The following is a 20,985-nucleotide window of genomic DNA, read 5'->3' on the forward strand; positions in this document are numbered from 1 at the left end:
TCTCTTTGTTGCCCGAAGTGCCATCTACCGCACAACTGTGACATTTTCCGGCTTTTTCACGGGGTTTCCCCGCGCCGGTGAACGTTCACTCAGGCATCCACCAGCGCCATGGCCTCTTCCACATCCACGGCCACAAGCCGCGAACAACCGGGCTCGTGCATCGTCACCCCCATCAGTTGATCAGCCATTTCCATGGCGATCTTGTTGTGGGTGATGTAGATGAACTGCACCGTTTGTGACATTTCTTTCACCAAACGTGCATAGCGGCCCACGTTGGCATCATCCAGCGGCGCATCAACCTCATCGAGCATGCAGAACGGTGCAGGATTGAGCTTGAAAATCGCAAAAACCAGCGCCAGTGCAGTCAGGGCTTTCTCTCCACCCGACAGCAAATGAATGGTGCTGTTTTTCTTGCCAGGGGGACGCGCCATGATTGTCACCCCTGTATCGAGTAGATCTTCGCCCGTCAGTTCCAAATAAGCTGAGCCTCCACCGAAAACTTTCGGAAAAAGTGCCTGAATTCCGCTATTTATCTGATCGAAGGTATCCTTGAAGCGATTTCGGGTTTCCTTGTCAATCTTGCGGATGACGTTTTCCAGCGTGTCGAGCGCTTCCACAAGATCGGCGTCCTGCGCATCCAGATAGCGTTTGCGCTCGGATTGCTGCTGGTATTCGTCGATGGCCGCGAGGTTGATCGCGCCCAGCCGCTGAATACGCCCGGCGATGCTTTCCAGTTGCTGCTCGGCGGCTTGTTCGCTGGCCTCCGGGGTCAGCGTGGCCAGCACACCGTGCAAGTCGTAGCCGTCTTCGTGCAACTGGTCCTGCAAGGCCGTACGGCGCACGGTCAGCGACTGCCACTCCAGCCGTTGCTGCTCCAGCTGACCGCGCAGCAATTGCGACTGCTGCTCGGCCTGGGTGCGGCGCTTCTCGGCTTCACGCAGTTCGCGGTCGGCGTCTTCCAGCGCATTCTTGGCGATGCGCATTTCGTCATCGACCACCATGCGCCGCTCCAGCAGCTCTTCAAGCTTGAGGCGCAGCTCTTCAAGCGGTGCCTCGCCCTCCTCCAGATTGAGGCTGAGCTGCTCGCGCTTTTCGGTAAGCCTCTCGGACTGCATGCGCAGGCGCTCCAGCGCCTGACGCGTCGAATCGTATTGCGCCTTGATCGAACCCAGACGCACCGCCAGTTGATGGCTGTGGTCCTTGTGCTGGCGCGCATCCTGACGTATCCGGTCCAGACGCTCGCGCAGCGAGTCACGCTGGGCCTGCAGCACTTCGCGCTGCTCGGTGTCCTGCGCCATGGCATCCAGCGCGTCCTGCAATTGCAGGCGCGACTCGCCAAGCTGTTCATGCTCGGCAGCGCGCTGCTCGGCCAGCTCGGCCAGTTCTTCGTCCAGGCGCGTGCGGCGCAGGGTCAACTGCTCGACCTTGACCCTGGCCGCCGACAGCTGCGCCTTGAGTTCGCTTTGCTGACGGGTCTCGTCCTGCACACGACGGCGCAGTTGCTCACGGGCCTCTTCCTGCTGCGACTGTTGCTCGCGCAGATTCAGCAGCTGCTCTTCCAGCGTTGCCAGCGTCGCTTCACGTTCGTCACGTTCCAGCCCCAGTCGCTGCAATTCCTGACCACGCGCCAGTACACCGCTCTGTGCTTCACTGGCGCGTCTGACCCGTAAAAAGTGCCGCCCGACCCAATAACCATCACGGCTGATCAGGCTTTGTCCTGCGCTCAATTGCGCACGTCGCGCCAGCGCGTCGTCAAGATTTTCGACCGGAATCACCTGCCCCAGCCAGGCTGACAGATCAACCGTACTGTCGACCTTCTCCAGCAGGCTGCCAGCCACGCGCACGTTGTCCGCACCGGCACTGAGCAGGCGCAGATCGCCTTGTTCGAAGCTGGCCAGATCGAGTCCGTCAAAGTCATCGACCAGTACCGCCTGCAAGTCGGCACCCAGTACGGTTTCCACGGCCAGCTCCCAGCCTGCCTCGACACTCAGCCCTTCGGCCAGACGCGGGCGCTCGGCAAGGTGCTGATCACGCAGCCATTCGGCGGTGCCGGTATCGGGATCGAGTGCCGCCTGCTGCAAAGCCTCCAGCGAGGCCAGTCGGCCGTTGAGCCGCTGCAGTTCGCCCTGCGCCTGCTGCTGCGCCTGACTGGCGTTTTGCAGCGCGTCGCGCAATTGCTCCAGACGCTCGACCGCCTGCTCTTCGCCCATGTGCAGCTCTTCAAGGGTCAGGTCGCGGGTGGCGAGGTCTTCACTGAGCTCGAGAATGGCCGCGTCTTCCGGATCGGCCGCCAGCAATTGACGTTCCTCGGCCAGACGTCGCTGACGCTCGGCCAGGCGTTCGATGCTCTGTTCCAATTGCTGAATACGCGATTGCTGAACCTGCGCCTGACGCTGCGGTTCGGCGGATTGCTGATTGAAGACGTCCCACTTTTCCTGCCAGCCCTGCATGGCGGCTTCAGCGTCTTCCAGCGCAATGGCTGATTCCTCGGCAGCAGCACTGGTCATTTCCTGCTCGGGCTCAAGCATTTCCAGCTCTTCACCAAGGGTAGCGAGCAACGTGGTGTCGTGCCCCAGGTGGGATTCGGTTTCCTGGCGCGCGCGTTCGGCTTCGCGCAGATCGTCCTGCAACTGACGCAGACGTTGCTGGCCGTGCTGGATGCTTTGCTCGACCCGGGCAATGTCGCCGCCGACCGAATAGAAGCGCCCCTGCACCAGGTTGAAGCGCTCGGACAAATCATGATGGCCGTCACGCAGGCGCTCGATGCTGGCGTCAGCGCTGCGTTGATCCGCCACCAACGCTTCAAAGCCGACTTCCTGATTGCCTATCACCGCTTCGCGCTGCCCGACCTGCTCGTTCAACGCCTGCCAGCGCAAGGCCGACAGCTGCGCCTTGAGCTGGCGCTCTTCGGCTTTGTATTCCTGATACTTCTCGGCGGCCTGCGCCTGGCGGTGCAGTCGCTCCAGCTGACGCTCCAGTTCTTCGCGAAGGTCGGTCAGACGCGCCAGGTTTTCATGGGTGCGACGAATGCGGTTTTCGGTTTCCCGTCGGCGCTCCTTGTACTTGGAAATCCCGGCAGCCTCTTCGATGAAGTTGCGCAGGTCTTCGGGCTTGGCTTCGATCAGCTTGGAGATCATGCCCTGCTCGATGATCGAGTAGCTGCGTGGTCCCAGGCCGGTGCCGAGGAAGATATCGGTAATGTCACGTCGACGGCATTTGGTGCCGTTGAGGTAATAGCTGTTCTGGCTGTCGCGCGTTACCTTGCGGCGGATCGAAATTTCCGCGTAGGCCGCGTATTCGCCCACCAGGGTGCCGTCGGAGTTGTCGAACACTAGCTCGATGCTCGCCTGGCTGACCGGCTTGCGGCTGGTCGAGCCATTGAAGATGACATCGGTCATCGACTCGCCGCGCAGGTTCTTGGCCGAGCTTTCGCCCATGACCCAGCGCACGGCGTCGATGATGTTGGACTTGCCACACCCATTGGGGCCGACAACGGCCGCCATGTTGCTGGGGAAGTTCACCGTGGTGGGATCGACGAAAGATTTGAACCCCGCCAGCTTGATGCACTTCAGGCGCATGGCGTCAGCCCGCTGCCAGCGCGGACAGCACGAGCTGACAGCTGCGCTGGCCATAGCTGACCAGCACGGTGCGAATCTGCGGCAGATCCCGCGCCTTCACGGCATTGAGCAGGTCGCCGAACAGCGCCAGGTAGTCGCTCATTTCGGCCTTGCGCTGTTCGAGCGCCAGGAAATAACTGCGGCTCATGGACGGCTGCAGGTTCTCCACGGTTTCCTGAAGATACGGGTTGTCGGCGAACGGATAGGCCGCACGCATGACATTGAAACTTTCCTCGACGAAGGCCTTGGCATCCTGCTGTTCGAAGCTGGCTTGCAGGCGCTGCTGAATCTGCAGGAACGGCAGCAGATCGTCTTCGGTCTTCCAGCGCTCGACCACGGCGTTGGCCAGCAAAATGTACAGCTCGCTCATCAAGGTGCACAGGCTGGTGACGTTATGCGCGTTGAGCACCGTCACCTGCGCGCCACGACGCGGCAGAATCACCACCAGATGGCGGCGTTCAAGAATCAGTAATGCTTCACGCACGGAGCCACGGCTGACGTTCAACGCCTGCGTGACTTTCTGCTCCTGGATTCGCTCTCCAGGCTTGAGCTCACCGCGAATGATTCGCTCGGCAAGGTGATGAGCAATTTGCTCAGCGAGGCTGTCCGGTGCCTTGAACGTCATGACTATCCTTCAAAAAGACCAGTTCTGCTGCTAGCCGCGAAGTGTATCGCAACCGGCGTGAGTGGCGCAGGGCCATAAACGCGGAAACTGGCACGAAATGAGCAAAACCTTGGACATCGCCCGGCGGACGATGCAAGAACCACGCTGCCTTTGATCGGCAGATCGACGAAAAACTGAATTTCCTGACTTTCAGGTCAGAAACAAATTGACCCAATAAACAGAGCTGATAGATTCATCGACATGTCTGATGACAATAAATGTGAGGGCTTTGCGCCGTGATTCAGTTCCTTTTGAACCAAGAGCTAAAAACCGAGCGCGCCCTGAATCCGAACATGACCGTGCTGACCTACCTGCGTGAGCAGGCACACAAGCCCGGTACCAAGGAAGGTTGCGCCAGCGGTGACTGTGGCGCCTGCACGGTGGTCGTCGGCGAGCTGCACAGCGACGCGGATGGCCGGCAACAATTACGTTACCGCAGCCTCAATTCGTGCCTGACCTTTGTGGCGTCGCTGCATGGCAAGCAATTGATCAGCGTCGAAGACCTCAAGCATCAGGGCCAGTTGCACAGCGTGCAAAAGGCCATGGTCGAGTGTCATGGCTCACAATGCGGCTTCTGCACGCCAGGCTTTGTGATGTCGCTGTTTGCCTTGCAAAAGAACAGCACCGACGCCGACGCGCATCAGGCCCACGAAGCGCTGGCCGGCAACCTGTGTCGTTGCACCGGCTATCGACCGATTCTGGCCGCTGCCGAGCAGTCTTGCGCTCAGCGTCTGCCTGACCAGTTCGATCAGCGCCAGGCGCAGACCATCGAGCGCCTGCGTGCGATCACGCCAGACCAGACCGGTGAACTCGACGACGGCGAAAAACACTGCCTGATCCCGCTGACTGTGGCGGATCTTGCCAACCTGTATCAGGCCAACCCGCAGGCCCGGCTGCTGGCAGGCGGCACCGATCTGGCGCTGGAAGTGACCCAGTTTCACAAACCATTGCCTGCCATGATTTACGTCGGGCACATCGCCGAGATGAAGCGCGTCGAGCGCTTTGACGACCGCCTGGAAATCGGTGCGGCCACGCCGCTGACCGATTGCTACGCGGCGCTGAACGCTGAATACCCGGACTTTGGCGAGCTGTTGCAGCGCTTCGCCTCGTTGCAGATTCGCAATCAGGGCACACTGGGCGGCAACATCGGCAACGCCTCACCGATTGGTGACTCCCCGCCGCTGCTGATCGCCCTCGGCGCACAGATCGTGCTGCGCAAGGGCAGTACTCAGCGCACCCTAGCGCTGGAAGACTACTTCATCGATTACAAGGTCACCGCACGCCAGGCAAGTGAGTTCATCGAAAAGATCATCGTGCCGACCGCCAATCCCCGGCAGACGTTTCGCGCCTACAAAGTCTCCAAACGACTGGACGATGACATCTCGGCGGTCTGTGCGGCGTTTCGCCTGACCCTCGAAGACGGCGTGATTCGCGAAGCACGCGTGGCGTTTGGCGGCATGGCGGCGATTCCGAAACGCGCTGCGGCCTGCGAGCGGGCCTTGATCGGCAAGCAGTGGAACAACGAAACCGTCGAGCATGCCTGTGCGGCCCTGAGCGAAGATTTCACCCCGCTGTCGGATTTCCGCGCGAGCAAGGAATACCGCTTGCTGAGCGCCCAGAACCTGCTGCGCAAATACTTCATCGAAGTGCAGCATCCAGCCGTAGCAACGCGGGTGACCGACTATGTCTAAGCACAGCCCGCAACCGACCCAGGCCGAGATGCTGGCGCTGTTTCAACAGGGCTTGAGCACCGGTGTTGGCCGTAGCGTGAAGCACGACAGCGCCGACAAACACGTGTCTGGCGAAGCGGTGTATATCGACGACCGCCTGGAGTTTCCCAATCAGCTGCATGTGTATGCACGAATGTCGGACCGCGCCCATGCGCGGATCATCAGCATCGACACGGCGCCCTGCTACGCCTTTGAAGGCGTACGAATTGCGATCACCCATGAGGATATTCCCGGCCTGAAGGACATCGGGCCGCTGCTGCCGGGCGACCCGTTGCTGGCCATCGACAAGGTGGAGTTCCTCGGCCAGCCAGTGCTCGCTGTGGCCGCGCGCGATCTGGATGTCGCGCGCCAGGCGGCGATGGCGGCGATCATCGAGTACGAGGATCTGGAACCCGTACTGGATGTGGTTCAGGCGTTGCGCCAGAAGCATTTCGTGCTCGACAGCCACACCCACAAGCGCGGCGACTCTGCAGCGGCTCTGGAAGCTGCAACCCATCGTTTGCAAGGCAATCTGCACATTGGTGGCCAGGAACATTTCTATCTGGAGACGCAGATTTCTTCGGTCATGCCGACTGAAGACGGCGGCATGATTGTTTACTGCTCGACCCAGAACCCCACCGAGATCCAGAAACTGGTAGCCGAAGTGCTGGACGTGCCGATGAACCATATCGTGGTCGACATGCGGCGCATGGGCGGTGGCTTTGGTGGCAAGGAAACCCAGGCGGCCAGCCCGGCCTGCCTGTGCGCGGTGATTGCGCGCCTGACCGGGCAGCCGACCAAGATGCGCCTGCAACGCTTCGAAGACATGCAGATGACCGGCAAGCGCCATCCGTTTTACATCGAATACGACGTGGGCTTTGATGACGAGGGCCGGCTGCAAGGCATCGAACTGGATCTGGCCGCCAACTGCGGCTATTCGCCAGACCTGTCGGCGTCTATCGTCGACCGCGCCATGTTCCATGCCGACAACGCCTATTACCTGGGCGAAGCGACGGTCAATGGTCATCGCTGCAAGACCCACACGGCGTCCAACACCGCCTACCGAGGCTTCGGCGGCCCGCAAGGCATGGTGGCGATCGAAGAAGTCATGGACTGCATTGCGCGCTTTCTGGGCAAGGACCCGCTGGCGGTGCGCAAAGCCAATTACTACGGCAAAACCGAGCGCAACGTCACTCATTACTATCAGACCGTCGAGCACAATCTGCTGGAAGAAATGACCGCGGATCTGGAGCAAAGCAGCCAGTACGTCGAGCGCCGCGCAGCCATTCGGACCTTCAACGCCAACAGTCCGATCCTGAAAAAAGGCCTGGCGCTGACGCCGGTCAAATTTGGCATTTCCTTTACCGCCAGCTTCCTCAATCAGGCCGGTGCGCTGATCCATATCTACACCGACGGCAGCATCCACCTGAACCACGGCGGCACCGAAATGGGCCAGGGCCTGAACACCAAGGTCGCGCAAGTCGTGGCGGAAGTGTTTCAAGTGGATATCGAGCGCATTCAGATCACGGCAACCAACACCGACAAGGTGCCGAACACCTCGCCGACTGCCGCCTCAAGCGGCACCGACCTGAATGGCAAGGCGGCGCAGAATGCTGCGGAAATCCTCAAGCAGCGTCTGGTCGAATTCGCCGCCCGGCATTACGAGGTGGCGGAAACCGAAGTCGAATTTCGTAACGGCCATGTGCGGATCGGTGAGATCGTTTTGCCCTTTGCCGAGCTGGCGCAACTGGCGTGGATGGGGCAGGTGTCGCTGTCCAGCACCGGCTACTACAAGACGCCGAAGATTTTTTATGACCGCAGCCAGGCACGTGGCCGGCCTTTCTATTACTACGCGTTTGGTGCCGCCTGCGTCGAGGTGATCGTCGACACCCTGACCGGCGAATACAAAACCTTGCGCACCGACATCCTGCACGACGTCGGCGCTTCGCTGAACCCGGCCATCGACATCGGCCAGGTCGAAGGCGGCTACATTCAGGGCGCAGGCTGGCTGACTACCGAGGAGCTGGTGTGGAATGACAAAGGCAAACTGATGACCAGCGGCCCGGCGTCGTACAAGATCCCGGCGGTCGCCGACATGCCGCTGGACTTGCGGGTCAAGCTGGTCGAAAACCGCAAGAATCCGGAAGACACGGTGTTCCATTCCAAAGCCGTGGGCGAGCCGCCCTTCATGCTCGGCATCGCCGCATGGTGTGCAATCAAGGACGCAGTGGCGAGCCTGGGCGATTACCGTCATCAGCCGAACATCGATGCCCCGGCGACGCCGGAAAAAGTGCTGTGGGGGTGCGAGCAGATGCGTCAGTTGCACATTGCAGAGCGCACCCGTCATGAATAACTGGATCAGTGCCCTGGCCGAGCTTCAGGCCCGCAGGGAACCTGGCATTCTGGTAACGATCATCGAGGAGCTGGGTTCGACGCCGCGGAACGCCGGGTCGAAAATGGTGGTCTGTGCCGAGCGCATCTACGACACCATCGGCGGTGGGCATCTGGAATACAAGGCCATGGAAATCGCCCGCGAGATGCTGGCCAGCGGCACCCGGCAGACCCGGCTCGAACGCTTCAATCTGGGCGCAAGCCTCGGTCAGTGTTGCGGTGGCGTCAACGTGCTGCTGTTCGAACCGATGGGCGAGCCCGTTGCTCAGATCGCAGTGTTCGGCGCTGGTCATGTCGGCCGCGCGCTGGTGCCCTTGCTGGCCAGCCTGCCCTGCCGCGTGCGCTGGATCGACAGCCGTGAACACGAATTCCCGGAAACAATGCCCGAGGGCGTGCTGAAGATCCTCAACGATGAGCCCGTCGATGAAGTTGCGCAGTTGCCCGTCGGCACTTACTGCATCGTAATGACTCACAACCATCAGCTCGACCTGGAGCTGACCGCCACCATCCTCACGCGAGGTGACTTCGGTTATTTCGGGTTGATCGGCTCGAAGACGAAACGGGTCAAGTTCGAGCATCGCTTGCGTGAACGCGGATTCGACGCCAGCCTGCTGCAACGCATGCGTTGCCCTATGGGCCTGGCCGAGGTCAAAGGCAAGTTGCCCATCGAGATTGCAGTGTCTATCGCCGCAGAAGTGATCGCCACCTACAACGTCAGCTTTGGCCAACAGAGTGCCAACGCAAAACCTATTGCCAGACTGCTGCCTGCCTCACGCCGCAGCCAGTCGCAATGACCGCAGTCAGTCACAACGAGAGTGCCATGAGTTCAGTGTCCAGCCGTAAAGCCTACCGCGCCGCCATCGTCCACAGCATTGCCGACCCGGCTGAAGTAGCGATCGAAGCGTCTTATGAATACTTCGCCGACGGCCTGCTGCTGGTCGAGGACGGTAAAATTGTGTCGGTGGGCCATGCCGCTGACCTGCTCGACGGCCTCGACAGTGAGGTCGAGCTGATCGAGTATCAGAACGCCCTGATCACGCCGGGCTTCATCGACACGCATATTCATTTGCCGCAAACCGGCATGATCGGCGCGTATGGCGCGCAACTGCTGGACTGGCTCAACACCTACACGTTTCCCTGTGAAAGCCAGTTTGCCGACCCCGCGCATTCGGCGCAGGTCGCGGACATCTTCATCAAGGAGCTGCTGCGCAACGGCACCACCACGGCACTGGTATTCGGCAGCGTACACAAGGAGTCTGTGGAAGCGTTTTTCAGCGCGGCGCAAGCACTCGATCTGCGCATGATCGCTGGCAAAGTGATGATGGACCGCAACGCACCGGATTACCTGGTCGATACGCCAGCCTCCAGCTACGCCGATAGCAAAGCGTTGATCGAACGCTGGCATGGCAAGGGTCGCCTGAGCTACGCCGTGACCCCGCGCTTCGCGCCGACCAGCAGCCCGGAACAGTTGAGTCTGGCTGGCCAGTTGCTGACCGAGTACCCCGGCCTGTACATGCAGACCCACATCAGCGAAAACCTTCAGGAGATCGAGTGGGTCAAGGCCCTGTTCCCAGAGCGCAAGCATTACCTGGACGTCTATGACCACTTCAACCTGCTGAGCGAGCGCTCGGTATTTGCCCATGGCGTACACCTGTGCGACGAACAGTGCGCGCGCCTCGCGCAGACCGGCTCGGCCATCGCCTTCTGCCCGACCTCCAACCTGTTTCTGGGCAGCGGCCTGTTCAATCTGCCAATGGCCGAGAAGCACAAGGTCAATGTCGGCCTGGGCACCGACGTGGGCGGCGGCACCAGCTTTTCGATTCTGCAGACCCTGAACGAAGCCTACAAAGTCATGCAGATGCAGGGCGCACGCCTGAACCCGTTCAAATCGCTGCATCTGGCAACGCTGGGCGGCGCACGCGCGCTGCGCCTGGAAGACAAGGTCGGCAGCCTCAAACCCGGCAACGAGGCCGACTTTCTGGTGCTTGATTACGACGCCACGCCTTTACTGTCCTATCGGCTTAAGCAGGCGAAAGGCATCGAAGAGATTCTGTTTGTGCTGATGACAATTGGCGACGACCGGACCGTGAAACAGACTTGGTCGGGTGGTCGGTTGGTGCATGAACGGGGTTGAAGCGAATGTGATTGGCTACCGTGCCAATGCTCTGCGTTGGCATGCATTTCTGGACGCTCTGCGTCCGATCTTGAGTGTGTGGCGCTGCGCAGATCTGTGACGCGGCGCGTCACCCAACGCATTCCCACGCTAGAGCGTGAGGAACGAGAAATTTCCGGATGAGCAGCCTTACCGTCCCGGCCTTTTCTTGCCCAGCACATGCGAAAACACCGCCTGCAAATCATCCGAGGCGCTGTCCTGGTCGAGGTTGAGTTTGCTGTCGATATGGTCCATGTGATGCATCATCAATTCGACGGCCAGCGGAGCATCGCGGGCTTCAATGGCATCGATGAGTTGGGTGTGCTCATCATAGGAACAGTGCGTGCGGCTGCCGGTTTCGTACTGGGCAATGATCAGTGAAGTCTGCGACACCAGGCTGCGCTGAAAGCTGATCAATGGCGCGTTCTTCGCAGCCACCGCCAGTTGCAGATGGAATTCCCCGGACAAACGAATGCCCGCGCCCCGGTCACCGCGGGCAAAGCTGTCGCGCTCGTCGCTGACCATTTGGCGCAGCTCGGCCAGCTGTTCGGCAGTGGCATGTTCGACGGCCAGCTCAGTGATGGCTTGCTCGACCATGCGCCGGGCGAAGAACACCTGACGCGCCTCTTCGACACTGGGGCTGGCGACCACTGCACCGCGATTGGGGCGCAACAGCACAACGCCTTCGTGCCCCAGCCGCGACAGCGCCCGACGAATGATGGTGCGGCTGACACCGAAAATTTCGCCCAGTGCCTCTTCACTCAACCGGGTGCCGGGCGCCAGGCGCTGCTCGAGAATTGCATCGAAAATGTGCTCGTAAACGACATCGTCCTGAGTAACGCTGCGGCTACTGTCGAGGCTGCGCGGCTGTTTCTTGAGGGGCAGGGACTGATCGTTCATGAATACTCGTGCGCGAATGGATGACGGCGTCGGGGCTGGCGCATTGTACACAGGCCGGCAACAGGACGCGGCTCAGGAAACGCGCGCGAAAAAAAGCCCGCAGTGTGGGGCGGGCAAGAGAGTCAGCTGCCTCTGTAAGTCGAGTAGCTGTAGGGCGAGATTAACAGCGGCACATGAAAATGTTCCTGACCTGCATCAATACCGAAGCGCAGCACCACCTCATCGAGAAACGCGGGTTCGTTCAGCACCACGCCTCGTGCGCGGTAGTAATCGCCCGCCTGAAAGTGCAACTGATACACGCCAGACTGATAGTCGTCGCCTTGCAGCAACGGCGCATCGCAGCGTCCATCACTGTTGGTCACGACGCTGACGATGTGCAGCAACTGCTGATCGTCGACGCGATACAGGTCAATACGAATCGAACTGCCCGGACAACCATGGGCGGAGTCCAGCACGTGTGTGGTCAATTTTCCCAAAACGTCGCCCCTTGCCTGCGAGTGATCGAAAGCAGCGCACCAATCGGGTGCCCGCCAGTGTGCAATTGCCACCGATTAAGACACTTTTGCAAAAACCTGTACACAATGAATTCGCCGCTGATCATCAACCTGAACAAAGCACGACGATAGAACGCCAGTTTCAGTGAAGCCAAGGAAAATCATCAGGTTTTTTTGCTTTAACTGACCAGTCAGGCAGGTTTCTTGCTTAACTGATGAGCAACGATGACCGTTGATGAAGAATAGTTCAGGGTTACAACCTGCAAAACAAATTGTATACAATCTTCACTTTGCAGTGCCTTGCCTGCTTCTCGCATTGCACCTGATACCACGCACATAAGGAAGCTTGCAGTGAGTGCTGAATACCCTCGCGACCTGATCGGTTACGGCAGCAACCCGCCTCATCCCCGCTGGCCGGGCAATGCGCGCATCGCCTTGTCGTTCGTGCTGAATTACGAGGAAGGCGGCGAGCGCAATATCTTGCACGGCGACAAGGAGTCCGAAGCCTTTCTCTCTGAAATGGTCGCCGCGCAGCCGCTGCAAGGCCAGCGCAACATGAGCATGGAGTCGCTGTACGAGTACGGCAGCCGTGCCGGTGTGTGGCGCATTCTCAAACTGTTCAGGCAGTTCGACATTCCCCTGACCATCTTCGCGGTTGCCATGGCGGCGCAACGTCACCCGGACGTGATCCGCGCCATGGTTGCTGACGGTCACGAAATTTGCAGCCATGGCTACCGCTGGATCGACTACCAGAATATGGACGAAGCCGAAGAGCGCGAGCATATGCGCCAGGCGATCCAGATCCTCACCGAGATCAGCGGTGAACGTCCGCTGGGCTGGTACACCGGGCGCACCGGGCCGAATACACGGCGGCTGGTCATGGAGGAAGGCGGCTTTCTCTACGACTGCGACACCTATGACGACGACCTGCCTTATTGGGAGCCGAACAACCCGACCGGCAAGCCTCATCTGGTGATCCCGTACACGCTGGACACCAATGACATGCGCTTCACTCAGGTGCAGGGCTTCAACAACGGCGAGCAGTTCTTTCAGTATTTGAAAGACGCTTTCGACGTGCTGTACGCCGAAGGTGAAGACGCGCCGAAGATGCTTTCGATTGGCCTGCACTGCCGCCTGATTGGCCGCCCTGCCCGCCTTGCTGCGCTCAAACGCTTTATCGAATACGCCAAAGGCCACGAGCAGGTATGGTTCACTCGCCGTGTGGACATAGCTCGCCACTGGCACACTGAACATCCCTTTACCAAGGCGGCGCTATGAGCGAGTTGCAGAACCTGAAGCCCTCGACCCTCAGCCGCGATGCGTTTACCGCGACCTTCGCCGATGTCTACGAGCACTCGCCATGGATCGCCCAACAAGCGTTTGACCAAGGCGCAGATCCGGAACTGGATCAGCTTGCCACCCTGCATGCGCGCATGAGCGAGATTCTGCTCAATGCCACTTATGAACAACAGTTGGCACTGATCAAGGCTCACCCGGACCTGGCAGGCAAGGCTGCGGTTCAGGGCGAACTGACTCAGGCCAGTACCGATGAACAGGCGGGTGCCGGTATCCACCTTTGCACGCCTGAAGAATTTCAGCGCTTTACCGAGCTGAACGAGGCTTACAAGGCCCGCTTCGGCTTTCCGTTCATCATGGCGGTCAAGGGCAGCGACCGGCATAAAATTCTGGCGGCGTTCGAGCAACGCATCCATCACTCGCCCGAGGCGGAGTTCGCTTGCGCCCTGGCCGAGATCAACAAGATCGCACTGTTTCGTCTACAGGCGCTTCACGCGTCGCAGTCATAACCGTATTCAGAAGGCAGACAAAAAGCATGAAAGTTTACGCCGCACCGTTCGAGAAGTTCGTGAACCTGGCCGACGCACGTCTGGGCACAAAAATCCTTTCGGTTACCGATGACTGGTTCGCCGACGCCAACCGCCTGTTCCAGCCAACGCCTGCGGTCTGGAAAGAAGGCGTGTTCGATGACAACGGCAAGTGGATGGACGGCTGGGAGTCGCGCCGCAAGCGTTTCGAAGGTTATGACAGCGCGGTAATCCGCCTCGGCGTGGCGGGCACCCTCAAAGGCGTGGACATCGACACCTCGTTCTTCACCGGCAACTTCCCGCCTTCTGCGTCGCTGGAAGCGTGCTTTCTGGCATCAGGCGAGCCGGACGAAAACACGGCGTGGACCGAAGTGCTGTCGTCGGTGGAATTGAAGGGCAACAGTCATCACTACCATGAAATCAGTCACGACCAGCCGTTCAGCCATCTGCGCTTCAATATCTACCCGGACGGCGGCGTAGCGCGCCTGCGGGTGTATGGCGTACCGCATCGCGACTGGTCGAAAGTCAGCGAAAGCGAGCAGATCGACCTGGTTGCCGCGCTGAATGGCGGCCGTTCGATTGCCTGTTCAGACGAGCATTACGGCAGCATGAGCAATATCCTCAACCCCGGCCGTGGCGTGAATATGGGTGACGGTTGGGAAACCGCACGCCGTCGCACACCGGGCAACGACTGGGTGATCGTGGCGCTGGGGCATCAGGGCGAAGTCGAAAAAGTCATCGTCGACACCCTGCACTTCAAGGGCAACTATCCGGACAGTTGCTCTATCCAGGGTGCGTTTGTCAAAGGCGGTACCGACAGCCAGATAGAAACCCAGAGCCTGTTCTGGCGCGAACTGCTGCCAAGCCAGAAACTCACCATGCACGCCGAACATGAGTTCGCCGAGCAGGTAAAAGCCATCGGCCCGATCACCCATATCCGCCTCAATGTTTTCCCGGACGGTGGCGTGAGCCGGTTGCGGGTGTTGGGCAAGGTGTCCAGGTAAAGGCGCACCAGAAGGCAACAGGCAACAGGCAACAGGCAACAGGCAACAGGCAACAGGCAACAGGCAACAGGCAACAGATTATCGTTCCCACGCTCCGCGTGGGAATGCATTTCCGGACGCTCTGCGTCCTGTCTTGAGTGGGTGGCGCAGCGCAGAGTTGTGACGCAGAGCGTCACGAAATGCATGTCAACGCGGAGCGTTGCCACGATAGTCAAATAGGGCGTTTGGACCAACGTCTTCGCGAACAAGTTCGCTCCTACGGCCTTCGGCCAGAATCAAAAGCGGACGTGTGTATAACGCGGAGCATTGGCACGATCAACAAAACCATTGAAGAAGAAGCCGCATGCGCACACTGACAATCGAGCCGCTGACCAAGGAAGCCTTTGCGCCTTTCGGTGATGTCATCGAAACCGACGGCAGCGATCACTTCATGATCAACAACGGCTCGACCATGCGTTTTCATCGTCTGGCCGAAGTCGAAACCGCGCAACCGGATGACAAGGCGATCATCAGTATTTTCCGCGCCGAAGCACTGCCGATGCCCCTGACCATCCGCATGCTGGAGCGTCATCCGCAGGGCAGTCAGGCGTTCATTCCGCTGCTCGGCAAGCCGTTTCTGATCGTAGTCGCGCCGCTTGGCGATGCACCTGAATCGGCGTTGACCCGCGCGTTCGTCTCCAACGGCAGGCAGGGTGTCAATTACCATCGCGGCGTCTGGCACCACCCGGTGCTGACGATCGAAAAACAGGATGATTTTCTGGTGGTTGATCGCAGTGGCTCCGGCAACAACTGTGACGAACATTATTTTGCCGAGCACCAGTTGCTGGTTCTCGATCCCAACCCACTGGAAGGGTAAACACTGTGCTGGCACATCTGATGGAATGGCTGAATCTCGGCGTGCGCTGGGTTCACATGATTGTGGGTGTCGCCTGGATCGGCGCATCGTTCTACTTTGTCTGGCTGGAAAACAACCTCAACCGCAGCAACCCGCGTGAAGGGTTGTCGGGGGATTTGTGGGCGATCCATGGCGGTGGCATTTATCACCTGGAGAAATACAAGCTCGCGCCACCGACCATGCCGGAGAACCTGCACTGGTTCAAATGGGAAGCCTATTCGACCTGGCTGTCGGGGGTCGCGCTGCTGTGCGTGGTGTTTTACGCCAACCCGACGCTGTACTTGCTGGCACCGGGCAGCAGCCTGAGCGGTGCCGAAGGCGTGCACATCGGACTGGGTTCATTGTTCGTCGGCTGGTTCATCTACAGCTTTCTCTGCGATTCGCCACTGGGCAAGCGCCCTGCCCTGTTGGGCGTTGTCCTGTTTCTGCTGCTGGTCGCGGCGGCCTATGGCTTCAGCAAGGTGTTCAGCGGTCGTGGTGCGTACCTGCATGTTGGCGCGATCATGGGCACCATCATGGTCGGCAACGTATTTCGCATCATCATGCCGGCGCAGCGCGCGCTGGTCGCCGCCATCGCTGAAAACCGCACCCCGGACCCGAGCCTGCCGGCCAAGGGGCTGCTGCGCTCGCGGCACAACAATTACTTCACGCTGCCAGTGCTGTTCATCATGATCAGCAATCACTTTCCGAGTACGTACGGCAGTGAATATAACTGGCTGATTCTGGCGGGCATCGCGCTGCTGGCGGTGCTGGTGCGGCACTATTTCAATACCCGGCATGACAGCCATCGATTCGCCTGGACCCTACCGGTCGCTGCGCTGGGCATGTTGTGCCTGGCCTATGTGACAGGCCCGGCGCAACCGGCTGCAAAAATCGTCTATCAGCCACTGCCGGGCACGGCGGTCGGCGGTCACCGGGCCGATGAGAACCCCCCAGAGCCAGTGACTCCGCCCGCCCAGGCGGAGCCTGCCAAAGTCGCCGGCGCGGACTTCACCAAGGTGCATGAGGTGATCCAGCAACGCTGCTCGGTCTGCCACTCGGCCACGCCGACCAGCCAGCTATTCAGCGTCGCTCCGGCAGGCGTGATGTTCGATACGCCGGAACAGATCCAGCAACAGGCACCGCGCATCAAGGCGCAGGCGATCACGGCGCCGATCATGCCACTGGGCAACATCACCCAGATGACCCAGCAGGAGCGTGATCTGGTGGGCGCGTGGATCGATCAAGGCGCACACATCAACTGACACCACCGGGCACATGCCCTGTTTTCGCTCCAGACGCCCTGCTCTGGAGCACTTGAGCACGGCGACGCGAGTCAGTATCCTCCGCCGCCGCTGCCCACCCGCCGCATAACTTTCCTGATCATTGAATCTGACCGGACGGCCAACTGGCTGACCGAGCATTCAGGATCCCATCAGCTCGAAAAATGACTTGAAACCGACACATCAGTGCCGGTTTGGGGATTACTTAAACTTTTTTCACGGATTGGCGCAGCTCTTGCTAACAACACAAAGCTGACCAGACAGACAAATTATTGCAAGAACAGACAAGGCGTCACTTAAAGAACGCCGGTCTGCAAAATCACGATCCATACCAAGGGGCTCACCGCATGAACCGTACGTTTTCCAGTGTGTTACTGGCCAGCAGTCTGCTGTCCGCCGCACCCGCCATGGCAGGGGATATCTTCCAGTGGCAGAGCAATAGCCTGACCTATCTCAATGGACGAGACTTTGCTGTCAACCCGGAAAATCAGCAGACGTTCACCTTTGAGCATGCGGACAGCTGGAAGTACGGCGACAACTTCTTCTTCGTCGACAAGATCTTCTACAACGGCAAGAAAGACGCGACAGCTGGCGATAACACCTACTACGGCGAATTCTCGCCGCGGCTGTCGCTGGGCAAAGTATTCGGCCAGAAGTTTGAGTTCGGCCCGATCAGCGATGTGCTGATCGCAGCAACTTACGAGTTTGGCGAAGGCGATAACGAGTCCTACCTGATCGGCCCGGCGTTTGATTTGAAGATTCCGGGGTTCGACTACTTCCAGCTGAACTTCTACCAGCGTCAGACCGAAGGCAATCGTCCAGGTGATGGCGTATGGCAGATCACTCCAGTCTGGTCCTACACCATTCCTGTCGGCAAATCGGATGTGCTGATCGACGGTTTCATGGACTGGGTAGTGGATAACGACAAGACCTCACGCGGCACTTACCACTCCAACCTGCACTTCAACCCACAGATCAAGTATGACCTGGGCAAGGCGCTGAATTACCCTGAGCGTCAGCTGTATGTCGGTATCGAATACGACTACTGGACCAACAAGTACGGCATCAAGGACACGAGTTCATTCGACACCGATCAGAACACCGCGAGTTTGCTGGTCAAGGTGTTCTTCTAAGCGGGTAATGCTGATGGCTCTCGTTCCCGCGCTCTGCGTGGGCATGCATTTCTGGACGCTCTGCGTCCAGCCTTGAGGGGGCGGCGCAACGCAGATTTGTGACGCGGAGCGTCACGGGATACATGCCAACGCGGAGCATTGGCACGAGAGTCAGAGCCTCCAGTCACTCCCTCGCCGCTTTCCAGACCTTGCTCACCAGCGTCACTATCAGCACCAGCACGGCACCGGCAACGATCCCGGCGATGGCATCGATCAGGGTCGGGACGATCATCGACAGCCCACCCACAGCAGCAGACGCAGCCTCAGTGATGCCTTCGACCCAATGATGGGCGAACGGCAGGCCGTGCACCAGAATTCCGCCACCCACCATGAACATGGCTGCAGTGCCGACGATCGACAGTACCTTCATCAGCACGGGAGCCAGCCACAGCAAAGCGCCGCCGATTTTTTGTGCAGCCGAGCTTGCGGTCTTTTTCAGGTACAGGCCCAGGTCGTCAAGCTTGACGATACCGGCCACCAGCCCGTAAACGCCGACGGTGATCAGTACGGCAACAATCACCAGTACACCGACCTGATCCATGAACGGCCGGGCCGAGACCACACCCAGCGCCAGCACGATGATTTCCGCCGAAAGAATGAAGTCGGTACGAATTGCGCCCTTGATGCGTTCCTTTTCAAACGCAACCATGTCCACGGAGGCATCGGTAGCCGCCTGCTTGCGCTGGTCATGCTCCTCACCCGTTTCGGGATGCAGCCATTTATGGGCGATTTTCTCGAAACCTTCGAAGCACAAAAAGGCACCGCCGATCATCAGCAGCGGCAGGATTGCCCAAGGTGCGAAGGCACTGATCAGCAGCGCGGCCGGCACCAGAATCGCTTTGTTGAGCAAGGACCCCTTGGCCACCGCCCAGACCACCGGCAACTCGCGATCAGCGGTAACACCTGTGACCTGCTGGGCATTCAGCGCCAGATCATCGCCCAGCACGCCTGCGGTTTTCTTGGTGGCCAGCGCCACGTCATCCAGCAGGGTCGCAATATCGTCAAGCAGAGTAAGCAAGCTTCCAGCAGCCAAAATGAAAATCCTTGAGCAAGTAAAAAAAGAAACGGCGCTTATTGAATCACGCGCCGGGGTCAATCGTGTTGCAGTCAGCAACTCTGACCGTTGTCAGACGTGAACGTTTGACGCTGCAAACTCCAGGCCGGGCACTCTGAACAACTATCAGATCGGTAACTGCGTGGTCGACAACACCTGACGCAACCCCATGAACGAGCGAATCTGCCTGACGCCCGGCAAATACAACAACTGTTCGGCATGCAGACGGTTGAAACTCTGGCTGTCTTTAGTGCGCAGCAGCATGAAATAGTCGAACTCGCCGGTCACCACGTGAAACTCCATGCAGCCGGAAACCTTCTGCGCCGCCGCTTCGAATTGTGCAAACGAGTCCGGTGTCGAGCGGTCCAGCACGACGCCGATCAACACCACCATTCCGGCATCCAGCACATCACCGTTGAGCAGCGCGACAACCCCCTTGATGACCCCCGACTCTTTCAACCGTTCTACCCGTCGCAAACAGGCAGGCGGGCTCAGTTTGACCTTTTCGGCGAGCGCCACATTGGAGATAGACGCATCCCGTTGCAGCGTCTTGAGAATGGCGCGGTCGATCCGGTCCAGCAGCGGTGCCGCGTCAGTACCCGGCTTCCTGGTGCGTTCATTTATTGCTTTCATGGTCGATTTCACAACATAAAAGTTCGCTTTAAGCCCCTGACACTAACGCTGATTTTGCAAATAGACAATTCTTTGCAACCACGATTATCACGCCATTTCCTATCATAGAACTCACCTCAGGCATGTAATCAAGCCTGGCACCTGACCTTTAACGCCTGCACCCACTTCTCGACGGAGACCTGATATGAACCTGAGCAAGTTCAAACGCTACCCTCTGACCTTCGGCCCCTCACCCATCACGCCGCTGAAACGCCTGAGCGAGCATCTGGGTGGCAAAGTCGAGTTGTATGCCAAGCGTGAAGACTGCAACAGCGGTCTGGCCTTCGGCGGCAACAAGACTCGTAAACTGGAATACCTGGTGCCTGAAGCCATCGAGGGCGGCTATGACACGCTGGTGTCCATCGGCGGCATTCAGTCCAACCAGACCCGTCAGGTCGCGGCCGTAGCGGCGCATCTGGGCATGAAGTGCGTACTGGTTCAGGAAAACTGGGTCAACTACTCGGACGCGCTGTACGACCGGGTCGGCAACATCGAAATGTCGCGCATCATGGGCGCCGATGTGCGTCTGGACTCGGCCGGTTTCGACATCGGCATTCGTCCGAGCTGGGAAAAAGCCATGGCTGACGTGGTTGAAAGTGGCGGCAAACCGTTCCCGATTCCAGCCGGTTGCTCGGAACATCCCTACGGTGGACTGGGTTTTGTACGCTTTGCCGACGAGGTGCGTCAGCAGGAAGAAGAGTTGGGCTTCAAATTCGACTACATCGTGGTCTGCTCGGTCACCGGCAGTACCCATGCCGGCATGCTGGTCGGCTTCGCTGCCGATGGCCGTGCGCACCGGGTGATCGGCATCGATGCCTCGGCCAAACCGGACAAGACCCGCGAACAGGTTCTGCGCATTGCCCGCAACACCGCAAAACTGGTCGAACTCGGCCGTGAAATCACCGCCGAAGACGTGGTGCTCGACACCCGCTACGCCTACCCCGAATACGGCCTGCCCAACGATGGCACGCTGGAAGCCATCCGCCTCTGCGCCCGACTCGAAGGCGTATTGACCGACCCGGTCTACGAAGGAAAATCCATGCACGGCATGATCGACATGGTGCGCAACGGCGAATTCCCCGAAGGTTCGAAAGTGCTCTACGCCCACCTGGGCGGCGTTCCGGCGCTGAATGCTTACAGCTTTTTGTTCAAGGATGGTTGAGCGGTAATTGCCCC

Annotated in this window: 17 protein-coding genes; 11 read left to right on the forward strand and 6 right to left on the reverse strand. The window is 59.3% G+C overall.

The genetic code is table 11. The features are described from left to right. Positions 1-89: 89 nt before the first annotated feature. Complete coding sequence (gene smc / locus I9H07_RS15050; protein WP_024675431.1) at positions 90-3,578, reverse strand: chromosome segregation protein SMC; 3,489 nt, start codon at positions 3,576-3,578, stop codon at positions 90-92. Positions 3,579-3,582: 4 nt separating this feature from the next. Then, a complete protein-coding gene (locus I9H07_RS15055; protein ID WP_024675430.1) occupies positions 3,583-4,242 on the reverse strand; it encodes a GntR family transcriptional regulator in 660 nt (219 codons plus the stop codon). A 275-nt stretch (positions 4,243-4,517) separates the two neighbouring features. Between I9H07_RS15055 and xdhA the strand changes: the two genes are divergently transcribed. Genes xdhA through guaD form a run of 4 tightly spaced genes read left to right on the forward strand, consistent with a single transcriptional unit; the run spans position 4,518 to position 10,515 of the window. Further along, positions 4,518-5,972 (forward strand): xanthine dehydrogenase small subunit, encoded by a 1,455-nt coding sequence (gene xdhA / locus I9H07_RS15060; protein WP_236425446.1) that lies wholly within the window; start codon positions 4,518-4,520, stop codon positions 5,970-5,972. Continuing rightward, entirely contained in the window at positions 5,965-8,343 is a 2,379-nt protein-coding gene (xdhB, locus tag I9H07_RS15065) for a xanthine dehydrogenase molybdopterin binding subunit (protein WP_236425445.1), read from the forward strand. Before xdhA ends, xdhB begins: the two co-directional genes overlap by 8 nt. Further along, positions 8,336-9,175, forward strand: a complete 840-nt coding sequence (xdhC, locus tag I9H07_RS15070) for a xanthine dehydrogenase accessory protein XdhC (protein ID WP_236425444.1) — start codon at positions 8,336-8,338, stop codon at positions 9,173-9,175. The genes xdhB and xdhC overlap by 8 nt, the downstream gene beginning before the upstream one ends. 26 nt (positions 9,176-9,201) lie before the next feature. Next, positions 9,202-10,515 carry a guanine deaminase gene (guaD, locus tag I9H07_RS15075; protein WP_236425443.1) on the forward strand — a complete coding sequence of 438 codons (1,314 nt, stop codon included), beginning with the start codon at positions 9,202-9,204 and terminating at the stop codon, positions 10,513-10,515. 168 nt (positions 10,516-10,683) lie between these two features. Here the strand turns inward: guaD and I9H07_RS15080 are convergent, their stop codons facing one another. Further along, a complete protein-coding gene (locus tag I9H07_RS15080; RefSeq protein WP_236425442.1) occupies positions 10,684-11,433 on the reverse strand; it encodes a GntR family transcriptional regulator in 750 nt (249 codons plus the stop codon). Between the two features lie 122 nt (positions 11,434-11,555). Next, a complete protein-coding gene (gene uraH / locus I9H07_RS15085) occupies positions 11,556-11,909 on the reverse strand; it encodes a hydroxyisourate hydrolase (RefSeq protein WP_024647445.1) in 354 nt (117 codons plus the stop codon). A 369-nt stretch (positions 11,910-12,278) separates the two neighbouring features. Between uraH and puuE the strand changes: the two genes are divergently transcribed. From puuE to I9H07_RS15115, 6 genes are all read left to right on the forward strand, one after another. Further along, positions 12,279-13,205, forward strand: a complete 927-nt coding sequence (gene puuE, locus I9H07_RS15090) for an allantoinase PuuE (protein WP_236425441.1) — start codon at positions 12,279-12,281, stop codon at positions 13,203-13,205. After that, entirely contained in the window at positions 13,202-13,732 is a 531-nt protein-coding gene (gene uraD / locus I9H07_RS15095) for a 2-oxo-4-hydroxy-4-carboxy-5-ureidoimidazoline decarboxylase (RefSeq protein ID WP_236425440.1), read from the forward strand. Before puuE ends, uraD begins: the two co-directional genes overlap by 4 nt. Positions 13,733-13,758: 26 nt before the next feature. Continuing rightward, the gene (alc, locus tag I9H07_RS15100; protein ID WP_024673555.1) at positions 13,759-14,754 is read left to right on the forward strand and encodes an allantoicase; all 996 of its coding nucleotides are present in this window, start codon (positions 13,759-13,761) and stop codon (positions 14,752-14,754) included. Between the two features lie 343 nt (positions 14,755-15,097). Continuing rightward, positions 15,098-15,610 (forward strand): ureidoglycolate lyase, encoded by a 513-nt coding sequence (locus I9H07_RS15105; RefSeq protein WP_024673700.1) that lies wholly within the window; start codon positions 15,098-15,100, stop codon positions 15,608-15,610. A 5-nt stretch (positions 15,611-15,615) separates the two neighbouring features. Next, positions 15,616-16,893, forward strand: coding sequence for a urate hydroxylase PuuD (locus I9H07_RS15110; protein WP_236427092.1), 1,278 nt, complete (start codon positions 15,616-15,618; stop codon positions 16,891-16,893). Positions 16,894-17,258: 365 nt separating this feature from the next. Beyond that, positions 17,259-18,044, forward strand: a complete 786-nt coding sequence (locus I9H07_RS15115) for an outer membrane protein OmpK (RefSeq protein ID WP_024673698.1) — start codon at positions 17,259-17,261, stop codon at positions 18,042-18,044. A gap of 163 nt (positions 18,045-18,207) precedes the next feature. Here I9H07_RS15115 and I9H07_RS15120 read toward each other — a convergent pair whose 3' ends face one another. After that, complete coding sequence (locus I9H07_RS15120) at positions 18,208-19,116, reverse strand: DUF808 domain-containing protein (RefSeq protein ID WP_058825084.1); 909 nt, start codon at positions 19,114-19,116, stop codon at positions 18,208-18,210. Between the two features lie 147 nt (positions 19,117-19,263). Beyond that, positions 19,264-19,770 (reverse strand): Lrp/AsnC family transcriptional regulator, encoded by a 507-nt coding sequence (locus I9H07_RS15125; protein ID WP_024672014.1) that lies wholly within the window; start codon positions 19,768-19,770, stop codon positions 19,264-19,266. A 184-nt stretch (positions 19,771-19,954) separates the two neighbouring features. On the opposite strand from I9H07_RS15125, the gene I9H07_RS15130 reads away from it, so the two are divergent. Then, positions 19,955-20,971 carry a 1-aminocyclopropane-1-carboxylate deaminase gene (locus I9H07_RS15130; RefSeq protein ID WP_024672013.1) on the forward strand — a complete coding sequence of 339 codons (1,017 nt, stop codon included), beginning with the start codon at positions 19,955-19,957 and terminating at the stop codon, positions 20,969-20,971. The last annotated feature ends 14 nt before the right edge of the window (positions 20,972-20,985 follow it).

This window comes from Pseudomonas syringae (genome assembly GCF_023278085.1).
Lineage (GTDB): Bacteria > Pseudomonadota > Gammaproteobacteria > Pseudomonadales > Pseudomonadaceae > Aquipseudomonas > Aquipseudomonas syringae_Q.

Excerpts from the sequence above, each read along its gene's own strand:
- smc (WP_024675431.1), bottom strand. The coding sequence starts at position 3,578 with ATGCGCCTGAAGTGCATCAAGCTGGCGGGGTTCAAATCTTTCGTCGAT.
- I9H07_RS15055 (WP_024675430.1), bottom strand. The coding sequence starts at position 4,242 with ATGACGTTCAAGGCACCGGACAGCCTCGCTGAGCAAATTGCTCATCAC.
- xdhB (WP_236425445.1), top strand. The coding sequence starts at position 5,965 with ATGTCTAAGCACAGCCCGCAACCGACCCAGGCCGAGATGCTGGCGCTG.
- xdhC (WP_236425444.1), top strand. The coding sequence starts at position 8,336 with ATGAATAACTGGATCAGTGCCCTGGCCGAGCTTCAGGCCCGCAGGGAA.
- guaD (WP_236425443.1), top strand. The coding sequence starts at position 9,202 with ATGAGTTCAGTGTCCAGCCGTAAAGCCTACCGCGCCGCCATCGTCCAC.
- I9H07_RS15080 (WP_236425442.1), bottom strand. The coding sequence starts at position 11,433 with ATGAACGATCAGTCCCTGCCCCTCAAGAAACAGCCGCGCAGCCTCGAC.
- uraD (WP_236425440.1), top strand. The coding sequence starts at position 13,202 with ATGAGCGAGTTGCAGAACCTGAAGCCCTCGACCCTCAGCCGCGATGCG.
- alc (WP_024673555.1), top strand. The coding sequence starts at position 13,759 with ATGAAAGTTTACGCCGCACCGTTCGAGAAGTTCGTGAACCTGGCCGAC.
- I9H07_RS15105 (WP_024673700.1), top strand. The coding sequence starts at position 15,098 with ATGCGCACACTGACAATCGAGCCGCTGACCAAGGAAGCCTTTGCGCCT.
- I9H07_RS15115 (WP_024673698.1), top strand. The coding sequence starts at position 17,259 with ATGAACCGTACGTTTTCCAGTGTGTTACTGGCCAGCAGTCTGCTGTCC.
- I9H07_RS15125 (WP_024672014.1), bottom strand. The coding sequence starts at position 19,770 with ATGAAAGCAATAAATGAACGCACCAGGAAGCCGGGTACTGACGCGGCA.
- I9H07_RS15130 (WP_024672013.1), top strand. The coding sequence starts at position 19,955 with ATGAACCTGAGCAAGTTCAAACGCTACCCTCTGACCTTCGGCCCCTCA.